The following is a 16501-nucleotide window of genomic DNA, read 5'->3' on the forward strand; positions in this document are numbered from 1 at the left end:
GATAAATATACCCGGCAGCCGGGATACAGCCTCTGCAAAATCCGGTGCCTCAGAAGGAAAGACCCCGACACGGCCCATACCCGTATCCACCTTTAAATGTACCCGGACGGTTTTTCCTGCTGCTACGGCAGCATCAGAAATGGCCCGGGCTACCTCCATGGAAAATACGGTCTGGGTCAAATCATGCTCCACCAAAAGGGACGCCTGTTCCGGAGGGGTATAACCCAGAATCAGGATGGGGGCAGTTATACCTCCGCGGCGGAGGGCCAGGGCTTCTTCCAGAATAGCCACCGCCAGGGACCCTGCACCATTGGCCAGGGCTACCCGGGCCACGGGCAGTGCTCCGTGACCATATGCATCGGCCTTGACAACGGCCATAAGCTTTGTACCCGGTTGAAGCAATTTACGAATCTCCCGTACGTTATGGGCAATGGCCCCCAGGTCTACCTCGGCCCAAACAGGACGGCTGTTACTACAACTACCGGTAATCATATCGGAGCTCCTTTTTAAATCATCTTTCAAAGCGGTAGGCCTCTCCGATAAGAGAGGCCTGTACTTTTATTGTACTCTGCGTTTAACTACCCTGGCAAGAATTCCATTAAGCAATGCGCATCAAATCCACCGGCACATCTACAAGTTCATGCAGAGGGGTATACTCCAAATTCAGTGCCTCGGCTACGGCTTTATACGTGACCCGGCCGTCCATCACGTTGACACCCCGGGCCAGGGCAATGTCATCTTTGACAGCACGGGCCAGACCTTTACTGGCCAGCTCCAGGGCATAAGGCAGGGTGACGTTGGTCAAGGCATAAGTAGAAGTTCGGGCAACCGCACCGGGCATGTTGGCTACAGCATAGTGAATAACCCCATGCTTGATATAAATTGGATTGGAATGGGTGGTGACACGATCTGCAGTTTCCACACAACCACCCTGGTCAATGGCCACGTCTACTATCACGGAACCGGGTTTCATGGCTTTAACCATCTCTTCAGTAACCAGCTTGGGGGCCCTGGCCCCGGGGATGAGTACAGCCCCAATTACCAGATCGGCTTCCTTAACAGCTTCTTTGATGTTATAGCTGGTTGAGATAAGAGTTTTGATGCGGGGGCCGAAAATATCATCCAGATAGCGCAAACGTTCGGCATTCTTATCGATAATGGTCACATCGGCCCCCATGCCCACGGCAATTTTGGCCGCATTGGTACCCACGGTGCCTCCCCCGATTATCACCACTTTAGCAGGAGGCACGCCAGGAACCCCGCCCAGAAGTACCCCGCGACCACCATAAGGTTTTTCCAGAAACTGAGCACCAACCTGAACAGACATCCGGCCGGCCACTTCGCTCATAGGCATGAGCAGCGGCAGAGTACCCCGGTTTGTTTGAATTGTTTCGTAGGCAATTCCCGTTACCTTTTTGGCCAGCAACGCCCTGGTAAGTTCAGGCTCTGGAGCCAGATGCAGATAGGTAAAGAGTAACTGACCCTCTTTAAATAAATTATATTCTTCAGGCAGAGGTTCTTTAACTTTCATGACCATATCAGCCTGTTCGTAAACATCCGCCTTGGTGGGCAAGATGCGTGCACCAGCAGCCATATACTCCTCATCAGTGATCCCGCTGCCCAAACCTGCCCCGGTTTCAATAACCACCTCATGTCCTGCTTTAACCAGGGCCTCTACACCGGAAGGAGTGATGCCTACCCGGTTTTCGTTATCCTTTATCTCCCTGGGCACACCAACGATCATGTCACAATTCCTCCTCTTTGTTGCTTTATAGCATTAGATGCGAACTTTTAAGGGTTTGTATTCTTGACGACCAATCATTTCACCTTGACGGGTTTTTGTCCAACTATATTGTTAATTTGCCTTTATATCAAAAATTTGAATGCACATATTAATTTTTTATCTTTATTTTCCAGCTTTTTTAGCAGGAGACGGCTGGAATGCTCTTCCGCGCTCGGGGTCACGCCGGTAATGGCCGAAGAAATAATAAGATGCCACCGTCAGGATAAACCAAACAGGACCTACATACAAAGCCACCCGGGTACCGGCATCAAAGGCCATGAGTACAAGCACAAAGGCCAGGAAGGCCAGCACCGCCCAGGAAGCATAGGGCCACAGAGGGGTGCGGTAAGTTACTTTTACCAACTCCTCCGGCGACAGCGACTGGCGGAATTTCATCTGTACCACCAGGATTATCCCCCAGATGTAGAGGGCACCAATGGTAGCCACACTGGTAATGTAAATGAAAACCCTGGCCGGTACCAGGTAATTTAAAACCACACCAACCAGCAGGAAAGCCGAGGAAACTAATATGCCTGCATAGGGAATGCCGTGACGGGAAAGCTTCCCAAAGACCGCCGGGGCATTTTTCTGTAACGCCAGGTTGTAGAGCATGCGCCCGGTACTGAACAGGCCGCTGTTACACGATGACAATGCTGCAGTCATGACCACAAAATTAATAATACTGGCAGCAGCCGGAATGCCGACTCTGGAAAAAGTTAATACAAAGGGGCTGCCCTTAGTACCTATTTCATTCCAGGGATAAATGGACATAATTACCAGCAGAGCGCCAACGTAGAAAATCAGAATCCGCCAGAGCACTTTGTCAATAGCTGCGGGAATGGCTCTCTCCGGATTCTGCGCTTCACCAGCGGTGACACCGATGAGCTCCACTCCCAGGTAGGCAAACATGACCATGACCAGAGCCATAACAACTCCGCCCATGCCGTGGGGAAAGAAGCCGCCATGTGACCACAGGTTGCTTAAACCCACGGGTACACCTCGATTGCCAAGACCGAAGAAAATCATGCCAGCACCGAGGACAATCATGGCAATGATGGTTACCACTTTAATGAGCGCAAACCAGAACTCAAACTCTCCATAGGCCTTTACATTGATGAGGTTGACCACGGTCATGGCCACAAGGGCGATTAAAGCCGGTATCCACTGAGGTACCTGGGGAAGCCAGAACTGCACGTAAATGCCCACGGCAGTTATCTCAGCCATACAGGTAACCACCCACATAAACCAGTAAGTCCAGCCGGTCACATAGCCAGCCAGGGGGCCCAAAAAGGCGTTGGCATAAGCGCTGAAAGAACCGGCCACCGGGTAGGCTACTGCCAGTTCACCCAGGGCGCGCATGATGATAAAGATGGCCAACCCGCCAATCAAGTAGGATAAGGTAAGGGCCGGACCTGCCGTTTTAATTGCCGTGGCCGAGCCTAGAAACAGTCCCACTCCAATGGCCCCACCTATGGCAATAAGCTGAATGTGCCTTTCCTCCAGACCACGGTGTAAACTTTCCGCATTTTTGTCAAGCATAAATCTGCCTCCTTAAATTTGAAAAATCACAGAACACTTGAAATTAAAATATTATGCCCAGTTTTGCTCCTCTATCACCCCGCTCCCGATAGATGGTTGAAATATCCTGTTTGGAATTCCCTGATTGATGAGATTTAAATCAATTTTCGACATTTTTTTAGTTCCCCCTTGACGGTCCTGATACCACCCTTAGTGTATTTTTAACCGGATGAATCTTGTTGTACCAGGGAAAATATCAATATTTTGTCCAGCATTGTTGATATTTTGTCTTATCCATAATCCAATAAACCGATTACAGCACGAAATGATAAACTTTGATATAATATGATAGGGTGATTTCTATGAAACTAAGCCCCGAAAAACTGTCCCAATTAATTGAAAGGGATAAATTTCTCAAAATAATCGAGAGTTTTACCAGGGCAACGGATATAACCATTGATATTAACGATGTATACGGTAACCCAGTGGTGGAACACGATTTCTTTTACGGCTTTTGCGCCACCATCCGTTCCACAGCTGAGGGGCTGAAAAGGTGCATCAAATCCAACGCCGAAATAGGGTTGCGCACCGCAAGTACGGGAGAGGTATGTTTCGGCACCTGTCATGCCGGGGGGACCCTGATGGCCGTACCTCTGGTGGTGGAGGGACAATTCTGGGGTTCTATCACTTGCGGCCAGATGCACCTGGCCCCGCCGGGCAAAGAAGCCGTGGAGAATATGCTTAAGGCAACAGCAGACCTGGGGTTGAATGAAAGGGAACTGGTGCGTGGGTTCCAGGAAATCCAGGTAATTACCCCACAAAAGTGCCATGCCGCTTCCCAGCTCATTCAGTACGTAACCAACTATATTGCTGAACTCATTTACCGGGCTAAGATCCAGGAAAAAGAAGCCTGTGAAAAGCTGCGCACCATGGATGAGGCCAGGATCCGGGCCGAATTGGAAAAGTCTTTACGCCTGGCCGAGCTAAAAAACCTCCAGGCACAAATCAAGCCTCACTTTCTCTTCAATACTTTGAACACCATAACCAGCCTGGTGAGCTTAAACGAAAACCAGAAGGCGTTGAAAACACTCTATGCGCTGTCCAACTTACTCCGCTGCTACATCCACCAGCCGGAGGAACTGGTACCCTTGCAAGAGGAATTAAAATATGTTCAGAGTTATTTAACCATTCAACAAACCCGTTTTGGTAACCGGCTTAGTGTTAACATTGAGGTACCGGCAGCGCTGCAGGAACTGATGGTACCGTTTTTGAGCCTCCAACCCCTGGTAGAAAATGCCTGCATCCACGGGCTGGAACCTAAAGAAGGCTTGGGACACCTCACCATCAGCGGGGAATTCAAGGACGGGACCTGCGAGATAAGTGTTATCGATGACGGCGTAGGTATTCCCCGGGAAATACTCGCCGCTTTCAATGGTGGTAATCGGAGAGGATCGGATAAGCCGCGGGGAATCGGTCTTAAAAATGTGGATGAAAGGTTGAAGCTGTATTTCGGTCCTCAATACGGCATTTCCCTGGATAGCCGCCCCGGCTGGACAAGGGTATGTTTGAAATTGCCCGGTGATCACATTTACATCTCACACGACAATCCCGGACCAGTACAAAGCTCATTGCATACATTTTCTATATTGCAGGGGAAGTGATACATGTGTACAAAATCCTGTTAGCTGAGGACGAGGAACTGGAACGCAGATTTTTGCGCCATTTACTGGAAAATACTGGCCTCCCTCTGTACGTAGTCGGTGAGGCCACAAATGGCAGGGAAGCAGTAGAACTGGCTGAACTCCTCCAGCCGGAAATCATCCTGATGGATATCAAAATGCCCGGAATGGATGGCCTTGCGGCTACCAGGAAGATTAAAGAGAAAAACCCCGCCGTGGAGGTGATCATTATCACCGCCCACGGGGAGTTTTCCTACTCGCAGCAGGCCATTAAATATAAGGTTGCCGACTACATTTTAAAACCGGTACAACCGGATGAGCTTGCTACATGCCTGGAAAAGGTAATATCTCAACAGGTCAAAAGAGCATCGGCAATCGAGGGACTCCTGGACACCGCCCCTCCCCTTTATCCTCAGGTAACCGACCTGGTGAACGCTATCAAGTACCTCGACCGGGAAGCGGCCATACGGGCCGGAAATGAATTGGTGGATGCATTTCTAAGTGAAATCGAGCAGCCTGCCCCTCAGCAACTGGCTGCCTTCGCATTTGAGTTTTTGGTGATGGCCGGTCAGGCCCTTTTGACTCCGGGTGAAGGTAAAGTCAATCTTTCATCCCGGCAAAATGAACTGGCCCGCCAGATTTCCCTCCTCCAATCCCCAAGCGACCTGCGCCGCTGGGTGGAAAAGGTTGTTATCACCCACATTGCCTGGATGCAGGAACAAATTCCGGGCACGGATCAAGTTTTTATTTGGAGGGTAAAAGAATTGATCCGTAAAAATTATACCAAACCGATTACCCTCACCCAGATAGCCCGTCAGGTTCATTTGAGCCCTGCGTACTTAAGCCGCCTCTTCAAACAACGTACGGGGCAGAGCTTTATCGAATACCTTACGGAAGTCCGTCTTAACGAAGCCAAGGCCCTCCTGCTGACCGGAGAAGAAACCATCGACCAGATCGCCGGCAAGGTGGGATTTAGCAACAACAGTTATTTTACTGCCGTATTTAAAAAAAGGGAGGGGGTTACCCCCTCGGAATTCCGCCAGCGCCGGAGAGGTGACGGCTCCCGGGTTTGACCGCGGGGATACCCTGCCGGCACAGAGGGCATTCTTCCGGAACATAGCTAATGGCAGGAATTGTTAGCAGTGCTCGCAGAGGCACACCGAGATCCACCGTCCCGTCGCTGCGGTCGATCAGAGCAGCAGCCCCCACAACCTGAGCCCCGGTTTCCTGGACCACGGCTATCACTTCCCGCACCGACCCGCCGGTGGTAATCACGTCTTCCACAACCAGCACCCGCTCTCCGGGAGATATCTCAAAACCCCGCCGGAGAGTCATTACTCCGTTTTCCCTTTCGGTAAAAAGACTTCTGGCGCCAAGTACCCGTGCCATTTCATAGGATACGAGGATCCCACCGAGGGCCGGGCCGATAACAGTATCCACATCCTCAAGCCCTTCATTTGCCCATCGCTGGGCCAGTTCCCGGCACAACAGCTCACAATACCGGGGGTGTTCCAGCACCCGGGCACACTGGAAGTAACGATCACTGTGCCGGCCAGAAGTAAGCACAAAGTGGCCGCTAAGCATGGCGCCGGTTTTTTTAAAGATGGAAAGTATTTCTTCACGACTGAGCAACGCTTTTCACCTCAAATCCCGTTTTGAACAATTATTATATATACGGTTATATACGGTCCTTACGAATGACCGGCGGGCATAAATCACATAATAATCATGCCGCTTTGTCCCGCCCGCCCAAAAAGGAGGCAGGCTAATGGGTAGACGGCGTGGAGGATTGATGTCCGACAGGCTTAAATACGAATTAGCCGAAGAACTGGGAGTAGCCGACCTGGTTCGCAGGGAGGGCTGGGGTAGCGTTTCTTCTCGGAACTGCGGCAACCTGGTCCGACTGGCCATTGAAAGAGCTGAGCGGGCAATGATACAGGGACAATAGTGGCAGGAGGGTGCGCTTAAAAAAGCGCGCTCTCTTTTTTTAGACACTGGAGCCCATTTCATCCAGTATAACCCTGACCGCTTTTACTGGATCTGGGGCAGAAATAACTGGACGGCCAACCACCAGGTAATTAGCTCCGGCAGCCATGGCACCTGCAGGGGTCACAATTCTTTTCTGGTCCCTGCCAGTAACTCCGGCCGGGCGGATACCGGGAGTAACGATTAAAAAGTCAGGTCCGCAGGACTGCCGGATGGCTACCGCTTCCCGGGCGGAGGCTACAACACCGTCCAGGCCGCATTCTTTAGCCAGCAAGGCCCAGGCCACCACCCGGTCCGCAATAGTTCCTGTGTAACCCAGTTCCCGGTCAAAAGCAGGTTGATCGATACTGGTAAGTACAGTAACGGCAATGATCAACGGGCAGGGAATACCCAGGATTTCTGCTTCTTCCCTTGATGATTCTACCGCCGCCCGCATCATAGCAGACCCACCGGCAGCATGGACGTTGAACATAGCCACACCCAGTCTGGTAAGAACCCGGGCTGCCTGAGCTACAGTATTGGGAATATCATGAAGCTTCAAGTCTAAGAACACTTTTACTCCCTGCCGGCACAACTCCTCCACCACCGCCGGACCCTGGCCGTAAAACAACTGCATGCCGATCTTGAACATACCCACCCAGGGGCTGAGCAATTTCACGAGATCAAGTGCCTGTTCTGCAGAATCTACATCCAGAGCAACAATTAATTTTTCCCTGAACTCATTCAATGTTCACAATTAACCTCCTCAATGAAGGACAGTAAGCCACCACCCAACAGATGCTGTATTAAAGGCCATCGTGAGCGGCTCCGATTAATTCCCGGATATCCGGGACCCCTTCTTCCAGCAGAAACCTTTCAAGCCCATCAATAATGTCCATGGTAGCCCGGGGATTAACGAAATTTGCCGTCCCCACGGCTACAGCGGTCGCTCCGGCCATGATGAACTCCAGCGCATCCCCGGCAGTGACGATGCCCCCCATACCTATGATAGGAACCTTCAAGGTCTGGTAGACCTGCCATACCGCCCTTACAGCCACCGGCCTGATAGCCGGCCCGGACAGGCCGCCCATAACGTTGGCCAGGAGCGGACGGCGGCGGCGAATATCTATGGCCATTCCCAGCAGCGTATTAATCATGGACAGGGCATCAGCTCCTGCATTCACCACCGCTTCCGCCAGCTTCACAATACTGGTTACATTGGGAGAAAGCTTTACCAACACCGGAAGTCGAGTAGCCCCCTTGACTGCTCGTACCACGGCCGAAGCCGAATCGGGATCGGCACCAAAAGCCAACCCCCCTTTTTTGACATTTGGGCAAGAAATATTTACCTCAAGCCCCGCCACACCCGGCACCCCGTCCAATCTAGCCGCCAGCGCGGCATAATCTTCCACCGTATCGCCAGCAATGTTCACGATTACCGGGAGGTCAAAGTGCCTCAGGTAAGGCATAGCTACTTCGATGAAGTAATCTACACCTGGATTTTGCAAGCCAATGGCGTTCAGGATACCCGCCGGTGTTTCCACAATGCGAGGTGGAGGATTTCCCTGGCGGGGCAAAAGGGTGGTTCCTTTGACTACAATGGCCCCAAGGCGGTTCAAATCAACAAAAGAGGCATACTCGGAACCGAAGCCAAAAGTTCCCGAAGCAGTGGTAACGGGATTTTTCATCCGTATGCCGGCTACATCTACAGCAAGGTTGGGTTTAACCACCAGAACATCTCCTTTCTTCAATCCCAGACCAGCTGCTCCACGGGGATAACAGGGCCTTCCACACATACCCGGCGGTACTGAAATGGCTCACTGCCCTTGCCAGCAGTTTTACACACGCAGGAAAGGCAGGCTCCCACCCCGCAGCCCATGCGCTCCTCAAGGGAGAATTCCCCGGGTACACCATACCTTGCTAAAAGCAGAGCCGTTTCGCGCAACATATCCCGGGGACCGCAGGCGTACACCATGTCCGCTCCTCCGGTAGCCAGCATTTTTTCCAGCAGATGCGTCACAGGCCCATGATAGCCGCGAGAACCGTCATCAGTAGCCACAGAAAGTTCAAACGGGACGGCATATACCCCTTTCTCCACCGGCAACTGTTCAGCACTGCGGGCACCCAACAGTAAGTAAACCCGGTTGTTTCTCTGTACCAATTCCTGCCCCAAAAAAACAAGGGGAGCTACACCGATGCCACCTCCTACCAGTATTACCCGCCGTCCAGGCTCTAGCAGGGTAAAACCACGACCCAGGGGGCCCATTACTTTAAGTTGCTCCCCTTTTCTTTTTGCTGCCAGCAGAGCTGTACCCCTCCCCTTCACCTGGTAAAGGAGAAAAAGCTGTCCTTTTTCCCGGTTGACTCCATGAATGCTTAAGGGGCGGCGCAACAGGGGATCCAACCCGTCGTTACAACGTACAAGGATAAATTGACCCGGTGCTGCCGAAGAAGCAATCAAAGGGGCGGAAAGGGTTAGACGGTACTGCCCTGTACCTACCTGCTCTTGCTGGACGACATCAGCAGTTATATCAACTATCATAAATGGCTACCCCCCTGTTGACACAGACTTTTTGTTTGCTTAAAGAAAGATGGGGGAACCTGGATGCTTCCTTAACTTGCCAGTTCCTGGATAGAGGTAAGATCCATATCCGCACCCTCCTGGATGGAAATGAGCACCTCAAGAATAGCCCGGGCAGTATCAAGGGAGGTCAAACAGGGTACACCGTGTTCCACCGCCGCCCTGCGGATGCGGAAGCCATCCCGTTCCGGAGCCCTACCCCGGGTGAGGGTACTGATAACCAGGTGGATCTTCCCTGCCCGGATTAGATCCACGATATGGGGGGAACCTTCCCGCACCTTGTTAACCCGCTCCACTTCCAGGCCGTTTTCCTGTAAAAAGGCCGCCGTCCCGGCAGTGGCGCAAATATTGTATCCCAGGTTGGCCAGGCCCCTTAAAATGGGCAGCGCTTCTTTTTTATCTTTATCGGCAATGGTTGCCAGGATGGTACCATTCCGGGGAATGTTGTAGCCGGCCGCAACCAGGGCCTTGTATAAGGCTGCCGGATAACTGGTATCGACCCCCATAACCTCACCGGTAGATTTCATTTCCGGCCCCAGAGAGATATCTACCTGGAGCAGTTTGGCAAAACTGAATACGGGAGCCTTAACCCCGAAATAACGGCCCTCCGGGTAAAGACCACCGTTGTAACCCAGGTCCTTTAACTTGCGGCCGAGGATAACCTTTGTGGCCAGATTGACCATGGGAATGCCGGTAACTTTACTCATGTAGGGTACCGTACGGCTGGCCCGCGGATTGACCTCGAGCACATAAACCTGCCCGTTATAAAGAACATACTGAATGTTAATCATTCCCCGTACATTTAAAGCCAGGGCTAACCGGCTGGTGTAATCCACCAGCTGAGCCTTGACCTCCGGAGTGATATTGTTGGCCGGGTAGATGGCTATGCTATCACCTGAATGAACACCGGCCCGTTCAATATGCTTCATGATCCCCGGAATCAACACCGTCTCCCCATCGGCTATAGCGTCTACTTCCAGCTCCACGCCCTGCAGGTACTTATCCACCAGCACCGGATGCTCGGGAGTAACCCGAACCGCATTGGCCATATAGTTTAGCAGTTCTTCACGATTATAGACAATCTCCATAGCCCGCCCACCCAGCACATAAGAAGGTCTTACCAGGACAGGGTAACCTATTTCACGGGCAATATCGACTGCTTCGTCCACGGAAAAAGCTGTTCTCCCAGGGGGTTTGGGAATACCCAGCTCTATCAGCAACTGGTCAAACCGTTCCCGGTCTTCCGCCCGGTCAATATCTTCCACCGCCGTACCTAAAATGGGAATGCCAGCTCTGGCCAGGGGAACGGCCAGGTTGATGGCCGTCTGGCCACCGAACTGCACAATTACCCCTTCTGGACGCTCCTTCTTCAAGATATTCAAAACATCTTCCAGAACAAGTGGCTCAAAATAAAGCCGGTCGGCGGTATCAAAGTCAGTACTGACCGTCTCCGGGTTATTGTTAATGATGATCGCTTTAACTCCCTCTTCCCGCAGGGCCCACACTGAGTGAACCGAGCAGTAGTCAAACTCGATGCCTTGCCCGATACGGATGGGTCCCGATCCCAGGACCACCACCTTGCGCACACTGGTGTTTTTTGCCTCATCTTCTCTGTCATAACAGGAATAGTAATAAGGGGTGGCGGCTTCAAATTCCGCGGCACACGTGTCTACCATTTTATAGGCGGGTTTGATATCGTACTCCTCGCGCAAGGCCCTAATTCTGGACTCGTCCTGACCGGTAAGCTGAGCCAGGTAGGCGTCGGCAAAGCCCATTTCCTTGGACCGGCGCAAAAGCTCCGGTGTTAATGCTGCCGCTCCCCGGCTGCGTATCGTTTGTTCCAGCTGCACAATATTTTGGATCTTGTCCAGGAAAAAGCGGTCAATCCCTGTTAGAGCTCTAATCCTGTCAATCAGCATACCCCGGCGGAAAGCCTCCGCTATTACAAACAGGCGCATATCTTCAGGCCGCGAAAGTTTGGTTTCAATCTCTTCATCGCTCAACTGTCCCATCTCCGGAAGCCAAAGACCTGACAGGCCAATCTCCAGAGAGCGTACTGCCTTTAAGAGAGCCCCTTCCAATGTGCGGTCTATAGCCATAACTTCCCCGGTTGCCTTCATCTGAGTGCCCAGGGTACGGTCAGCCAGGGCAAACTTATCAAAGGGCCAGCGGGGAAATTTCAACACCACATAGTCTATGGAAGGTTCAAAGCAGGCATACGTTTTACCGGTAACCGCATTTTTAATCTCATCCAGAGTCAGTCCCACGGCAACCTTGCTGGACACCTTGGCGATGGGGTAACCGGTAGCCTTGGAAGCCAGGGCAGAAGAACGGGATACACGCGGGTTCACTTCAATTACATAATATTGGTAGCTGTTGGGGTCCAGTGCGAATTGCACATTACACCCCCCTTCAACCCCCAGCGCCCGAATAATGTTCAGGGAGGCTGTGCGCAGCATCTGGAATTCTCTGTCACTCAAGGTTTGCACGGGAGCAACCACAATACTGTCACCGGTATGAATGCCCATGGGGTCGATATTCTCCATACTGCAGATGATGATACAGTTGTCGGCGCTATCCCGCATGACCTCAAATTCGATTTCCTTCCAACCCACCAGGCTCCTTTCCACGAGCACCTGGTGAATAATACTGGCCTTTAAACCTCTGGTAACTGTAGCCTTGAGCTCATCCATGTTATAGACCATACCCCCGCCAGTACCACCCAGAGTGTAGGCTGGACGAACCACCAGGGGAAAGCCGATTTCCCGGGCGAAAGCCACTGCTTCATCAACACTACTTACTATAATGCTCTCGGGAATGGGCTCGCCAATGCGCTCCATGGTATTCTTGAATTCTTCCCTATCCTCGGCGCGACGGATGGCGTCCAGGGGTGTACCTAAAAGCTGCACCCCCTCAGCCTCAAGCACTCCGGCATTCGCCAGTTGCAGGGCCAAGTTCAAACCCACCTGGCCGCCCAGACTGGGTAAAAGACCGTCTGGTTTTTCCCTCCGGATTACCCGGGCGACAAATTCAGGCGTTAGAGGTTCTATATATACCCTGTCGGCCATATTGGCATCCGTCATGATGGTGGCCGGGTTGCTGTTTACCAGCACTACTTCCAGACCCTCTTCCCGCAAAGCGCGACAGGCCTGGGTCCCGGCGTAATCAAACTCCGCAGCCTGACCGATAACAATAGGCCCGGAACCGATTACCATTACTTTGTGCAGTCCCTTTTTCAAAGGCATACTCTTCTACCCCCGATGCATTAAATCAATGAACTGGTCAAATAGATATGCTGATTCCCGCGGACCTGGGGAGGCCTCGGGATGATACTGTACTGAGAATACCGGCAGGTACTTATGCCGGATACCCTCCACCGTACCGTCGTTCAGGTTCCGGTGGCAAACTTCCACGGGTAAACCGGCCAGAGAATCGGCATCTACCGCAAATCCGTGGTTTTGGGAAGTAATGTAAACCTTGCCCGTAGCCAGGTCCTTTACGGGATGATTGGCTCCCCGGTGACCAAACTTCATCTTATAAGTCCTGGCTCCCAGGGCCAGAGCGATCACCTGGTGGCCCAGGCAAATCCCAAAAATGGGACGCTTTCCGACCAGTTCCCTGGTAGTCTGAATAGCATAAGGAACATCCACAGGATCCCCGGGACCGTTGGACAACAGGATGCCGTCGGGATTCAGAGCCAGAATTTCTGCCGCCGTAGTGGCGGGAGGGACCACCACAACCTCACAGTTCCGTTCCCTCAGATGCCGGATTATATTGAGTTTGGAACCCAGATCTACCAGGACTACCCGGTATCCTTCGCCTTCGAGGGTGTAGATTTCTTTTGTGGCCACCTCAGGCACCAGCTCTTGCCCGGTCAACTGGGGACATTGCCTGGCCTTTTCCACCAGAAGAGCGGGGTCGTTGCATTCTGTGCTCAAGACTCCCCGCATGGTTCCCTGGTTGCGCAAGTGACGGGTTAAGGCGCGGGTATCGATACCGGAAATGCCCACCACCCCTTCCCGGGCCAGGAAGTCCGAGAGGCGGTAGCTGGCCCGCCAGTTGCTGGGACGGTCACAATCCTCCCGCACCACAAACCCCCGTACATAGGACTTTTTGGCTTCGAAATCCTCCCGGTTGATACCGTAATTGCCGATCAGGGGATAGGTCATCACCACTATTTGACCGCAGTAAGAGGGGTCGGTGAGGATTTCCTGGTAACCGGTCATAGCAGTATTGAAAACCACTTCTCCCCATCTTTCTCCTCTGGCCCCAAAGGCCCGGCCGGTGAAAACGGTTCCATCTTCCAGAGCCAGTATAGCCTGCATTATCCTAACACCTCGCATTAAGTAAGTGAGTATTTGTGATTCTTTCTTCATAGGACGTCATGCCTGTCAGGCTATCACAGCCAGATTCCGGTTGTAAACCAGCCGGCCCCTGGCGATGGTAGCTACCGGGAGACCCTTTAAACGCCTGCCGGCAAAAGGGGTATTCCGTCCCTTGCTGGCAAAAGTATCAGGATCCACCACTTCAGTCAACTCTGGATCAATGATGGTTATATCGGCATCAGCCCCCACTCTAAGCACCCCTTCCTCCAGGCCCAGAATACGAGCAGGGTTCACCGTCAGCTTGCGGATGGCCTCTACGGGACTTAAAACACCCGGTATCACCAGTTCTGTCCAGACCAGTCCCAACGCGGTTTCCAAGCCCACCAGGCCGAAAGGAGCCAGCGGGTATTCTACGTCCTTCTCTTCCAGCGTGTGGGGAGCGTGGTCGGTAGCAATGACATCAATGGTACCATCAGCCAGGGCTTCTTTCAATGCCGCCACATCCTCCTCAGTACGCAGGGGTGGGTTAACCTTGGTGCTGGTATCATAATCAGCAACCGCGCGGTCGGTAAGAGTAAAATGATGGGGAGTAACTTCGGCGGTCACCGGTATTCCCCGTGCTTTGGCATCACGAAGCAAGCGCACGGAACCGGCAGTGCTCACGTGAGCGATGTGCAGGTGACAACCAGTGTATTCAGACAGAATAATATCCCGGGCAACCATAATTTCTTCGGCTGCAGCCGGAATACCGGGCAGTCCCAGGACGGTAGACATATAACCTTCGTGCATCACACCACCAGCAGATAAAGCAGGTTCTTCGCAGTGGGAAATAACAGGTAGCCCCACCATCCGTGCATACTGCATAGCCCGTCGCATTACTGCAGCACTGGCTACAGGCCGGCCGTCATCTGAGAGAGCCACTGCGCCGGCCTCTTTTAAATCGGCCATTTCCGTTAGCTCTTCACCCCGGCTGCCCCGTGTAAGGGCTCCGACAGGATAAACTTTAACGAGACCCACTTCCTTTGCTCTGGCCTTGATATAGGAAATAACCGAACGGTTGTCAGCTACCGGATCAGTATTGGGCATACAGGCGACGGCGGTAAACCCCCCACGGACAGCTGCCTGGCTCCCGGTAGCAATGGTTTCTTTTGCCTCAAAGCCGGGTTCCCGGAAATGAACGTGCATGTCGATCAATCCAGGGGCAACCAGTTTGCCGTTAACATTAAGTACGGCACACTCTCCCGGTTCCAGACCTCTACCAACAGCAGCAATTTTACCTTCCACAATTAAAACATCAGCGGTGAAAATTTTCCCGGCCCAGGGATCAATTACCTGACCACCTTTGACCAGCAGTTTATGCATCAGATATCCCCCCTCCACCCAGCAGGTACAGGAGAGCCATACGTACAGCCACCCCATTGGTAACCTGCTCGTTGATCACCGAATTAACCCCATCAGCCACCTCAGGGGATATTTCCACCCCCCTGTTCATGGGCCCGGGGTGCATGACCAGAACATCTGGACTGGCCAGAGCCAATCTTTCACGGTTGAGACTGAACAAACGGGCATACTCCCTGATGCTGGGGAATAGACCCTGCTGCTGCCTTTCCAGCTGAATGCGCAACATCATCACCACATCGGCACCCTCCAGGGCTTCCTCCATACGCGGACACACCTGGACGCCGGTGGCTTCTATGCCGGGTGGGATCATAGTAGCAGGCCCGCAGATCCTTACCCGGGCACCCATCTTGGTAAAACCCCAGATATTTGAACGGGCCACCCGGCTGTATAAGATGTCTCCGATAATAGCCACGTTCAGTCCTGCCAGCTTTCCCTTTTTTTCCCGCACGGTAAAAAGGTCGAGGAGAGCCTGGGTGGGATGCTCGTGAGCACCGTCCCCGGCGTTTATAACAGACGCCTGAATGGTACGAGCCAATAGATTTGGTGCCCCTGCCATAGGGTGACGCAGGATGACCACGTCGGCACCCATGGCCGCAAGCGTCCGGGCCGTATCCTTCAAAGTTTCCCCCTTAACCACACTGCTGGTGGAGGTGGAAATGTTGACACTATCGGCACTTAAATATTTGGCAGCCAGTTCAAAAGAGGTACGGGTGCGGGTGCTGGGTTCATAAAACAACGTTACCACCGTCCGTCCCCTCAAGGTGGGCACCTTTTTAATAGCGCGCCCGAGGATCTCCTTCATGGGTACGGCGGTATCAAGAATCAACTTTATCTCTTCCACCGACAGGTTTTGCAGGCCAAGGAGGTCCTTACGTTTCCAGTTCATCATGCCAATCCTCCACATCACTTAAAAAGTTAAGCCCCATCCCGGTAACAGTCCCGGAACGAGGCCGGCAAGATCATTGGGCGTGCCCTCCTTGCCGGCCTCACTGGACCGTTGCTTAAAAGACGGCACCGGAGCATTCAATCCTTTTCTAAGATAAGCACCCTTTCTTCACCGTCGGTTTCATGTAACCGTACCGCAACCACTTCCCGGCGGGAAGTGGGAACGTTTTTGCCCACGAAATCGGCCCGGATGGGAAGTTCCCGGTGACCCCGGTCAACAAGAACCGCCAGTTGAATGACCCGGGGCCGCCCCAGGTCCATAATGGCATCGAGAGCCGCCCTGATAGTGCGTCCGGTATATATT

General features: G+C 52.7%; 14 protein-coding genes and 1 pseudogene. 3 read left to right on the plus strand and 12 right to left on the minus strand.

The features are described from left to right. From ACPLUI_RS03065 to ACPLUI_RS03075, 3 genes are all read right to left on the minus strand, one after another. Window positions 1-522 (minus strand): alanine racemase (locus tag ACPLUI_RS03065; RefSeq protein ID WP_424658807.1); only part of this gene is annotated, 522 nt, incomplete at its 3' end. A 76-nt stretch (window positions 523-598) separates the two neighbouring features. After that, a complete protein-coding gene (gene ald, locus ACPLUI_RS03070) occupies window positions 599-1744 on the minus strand; it encodes an alanine dehydrogenase (RefSeq protein WP_424658808.1) in 1146 nt (381 codons plus the stop codon). Window positions 1745-1906: 162 nt separating this feature from the next. After that, the gene (locus tag ACPLUI_RS03075) at window positions 1907-3322 is read right to left on the minus strand and encodes an amino acid permease (protein ID WP_424658809.1); all 1416 of its coding nucleotides are present in this window, start codon (window positions 3320-3322) and stop codon (window positions 1907-1909) included. Between the two features lie 341 nt (window positions 3323-3663). Here ACPLUI_RS03075 and ACPLUI_RS03080 point away from each other — a divergent pair, with 341 nt between their 5' ends. Together ACPLUI_RS03080 and ACPLUI_RS03085 are read left to right on the plus strand one after the other, a co-directional pair. After that, window positions 3664-4962, plus strand: a complete 1299-nt coding sequence (locus ACPLUI_RS03080) for a sensor histidine kinase (RefSeq protein WP_424658810.1) — start codon at window positions 3664-3666, stop codon at window positions 4960-4962. A 5-nt stretch (window positions 4963-4967) separates the two neighbouring features. Next, a complete protein-coding gene (locus ACPLUI_RS03085) occupies window positions 4968-6053 on the plus strand; it encodes a response regulator transcription factor (protein ID WP_424658811.1) in 1086 nt (361 codons plus the stop codon). Here the strand turns inward: ACPLUI_RS03085 and pyrE are convergent. Continuing rightward, window positions 6001-6612, minus strand: coding sequence for an orotate phosphoribosyltransferase (gene pyrE, locus ACPLUI_RS03090; protein WP_424658812.1), 612 nt, complete (start codon window positions 6610-6612; stop codon window positions 6001-6003). The two genes, ACPLUI_RS03085 and pyrE, sit on opposite strands and share 53 nt — an antisense overlap. A 136-nt stretch (window positions 6613-6748) precedes the next feature. Between pyrE and ACPLUI_RS03095 the strand changes: the two genes are divergently transcribed. Beyond that, window positions 6749-6928: a small, acid-soluble spore protein, alpha/beta type gene (locus tag ACPLUI_RS03095; RefSeq protein WP_424658813.1), complete on the plus strand. Its 180-nt coding sequence runs from the start codon at window positions 6749-6751 to the stop codon at window positions 6926-6928. Window positions 6929-6967: 39 nt separating this feature from the next. Here the strand turns inward: ACPLUI_RS03095 and pyrF are convergent, their stop codons facing one another. From pyrF to ACPLUI_RS03135, 8 genes and pseudogenes are all read right to left on the minus strand, one after another. Further along, window positions 6968-7693, minus strand: coding sequence for an orotidine-5'-phosphate decarboxylase (pyrF, locus tag ACPLUI_RS03100; protein WP_424658814.1), 726 nt, complete (start codon window positions 7691-7693; stop codon window positions 6968-6970). A 58-nt stretch (window positions 7694-7751) separates the two neighbouring features. Beyond that, window positions 7752-8675, minus strand: coding sequence for a dihydroorotate dehydrogenase (locus ACPLUI_RS03105; RefSeq protein WP_424658815.1), 924 nt, complete (start codon window positions 8673-8675; stop codon window positions 7752-7754). Window positions 8676-8692: 17 nt separating this feature from the next. After that, window positions 8693-9487, minus strand: a complete 795-nt coding sequence (locus tag ACPLUI_RS03110) for a dihydroorotate dehydrogenase electron transfer subunit (RefSeq protein ID WP_424658816.1) — start codon at window positions 9485-9487, stop codon at window positions 8693-8695. Window positions 9488-9558: 71 nt separating this feature from the next. Further along, a complete protein-coding gene (gene carB, locus ACPLUI_RS03115; protein WP_424658817.1) occupies window positions 9559-12771 on the minus strand; it encodes a carbamoyl-phosphate synthase large subunit in 3213 nt (1070 codons plus the stop codon). 6 nt (window positions 12772-12777) lie between these two features. Then, window positions 12778-13851, minus strand: coding sequence for a glutamine-hydrolyzing carbamoyl-phosphate synthase small subunit (carA, locus tag ACPLUI_RS03120; protein WP_424658818.1), 1074 nt, complete (start codon window positions 13849-13851; stop codon window positions 12778-12780). Window positions 13852-13917: 66 nt separating this feature from the next. Further along, a complete protein-coding gene (locus ACPLUI_RS03125; protein WP_424658819.1) occupies window positions 13918-15213 on the minus strand; it encodes a dihydroorotase in 1296 nt (431 codons plus the stop codon). Next, window positions 15206-16138 (minus strand): aspartate carbamoyltransferase catalytic subunit, encoded by a 933-nt coding sequence (locus ACPLUI_RS03130; RefSeq protein WP_424658820.1) that lies wholly within the window; start codon window positions 16136-16138, stop codon window positions 15206-15208. Before ACPLUI_RS03130 ends, ACPLUI_RS03125 begins: the two co-directional genes overlap by 8 nt. Before the next feature lie 137 nt (window positions 16139-16275). Beyond that, window positions 16276-16501, minus strand: a pseudogene (locus ACPLUI_RS03135) (bifunctional pyr operon transcriptional regulator/uracil phosphoribosyltransferase); the annotation flags it as partial.

The organism is Desulfofundulus sp. (genome assembly GCF_049701015.1).
In the GTDB taxonomy this organism is placed as follows: Bacteria; Bacillota; Desulfotomaculia; order Desulfotomaculales; family Desulfovirgulaceae; genus Desulfofundulus.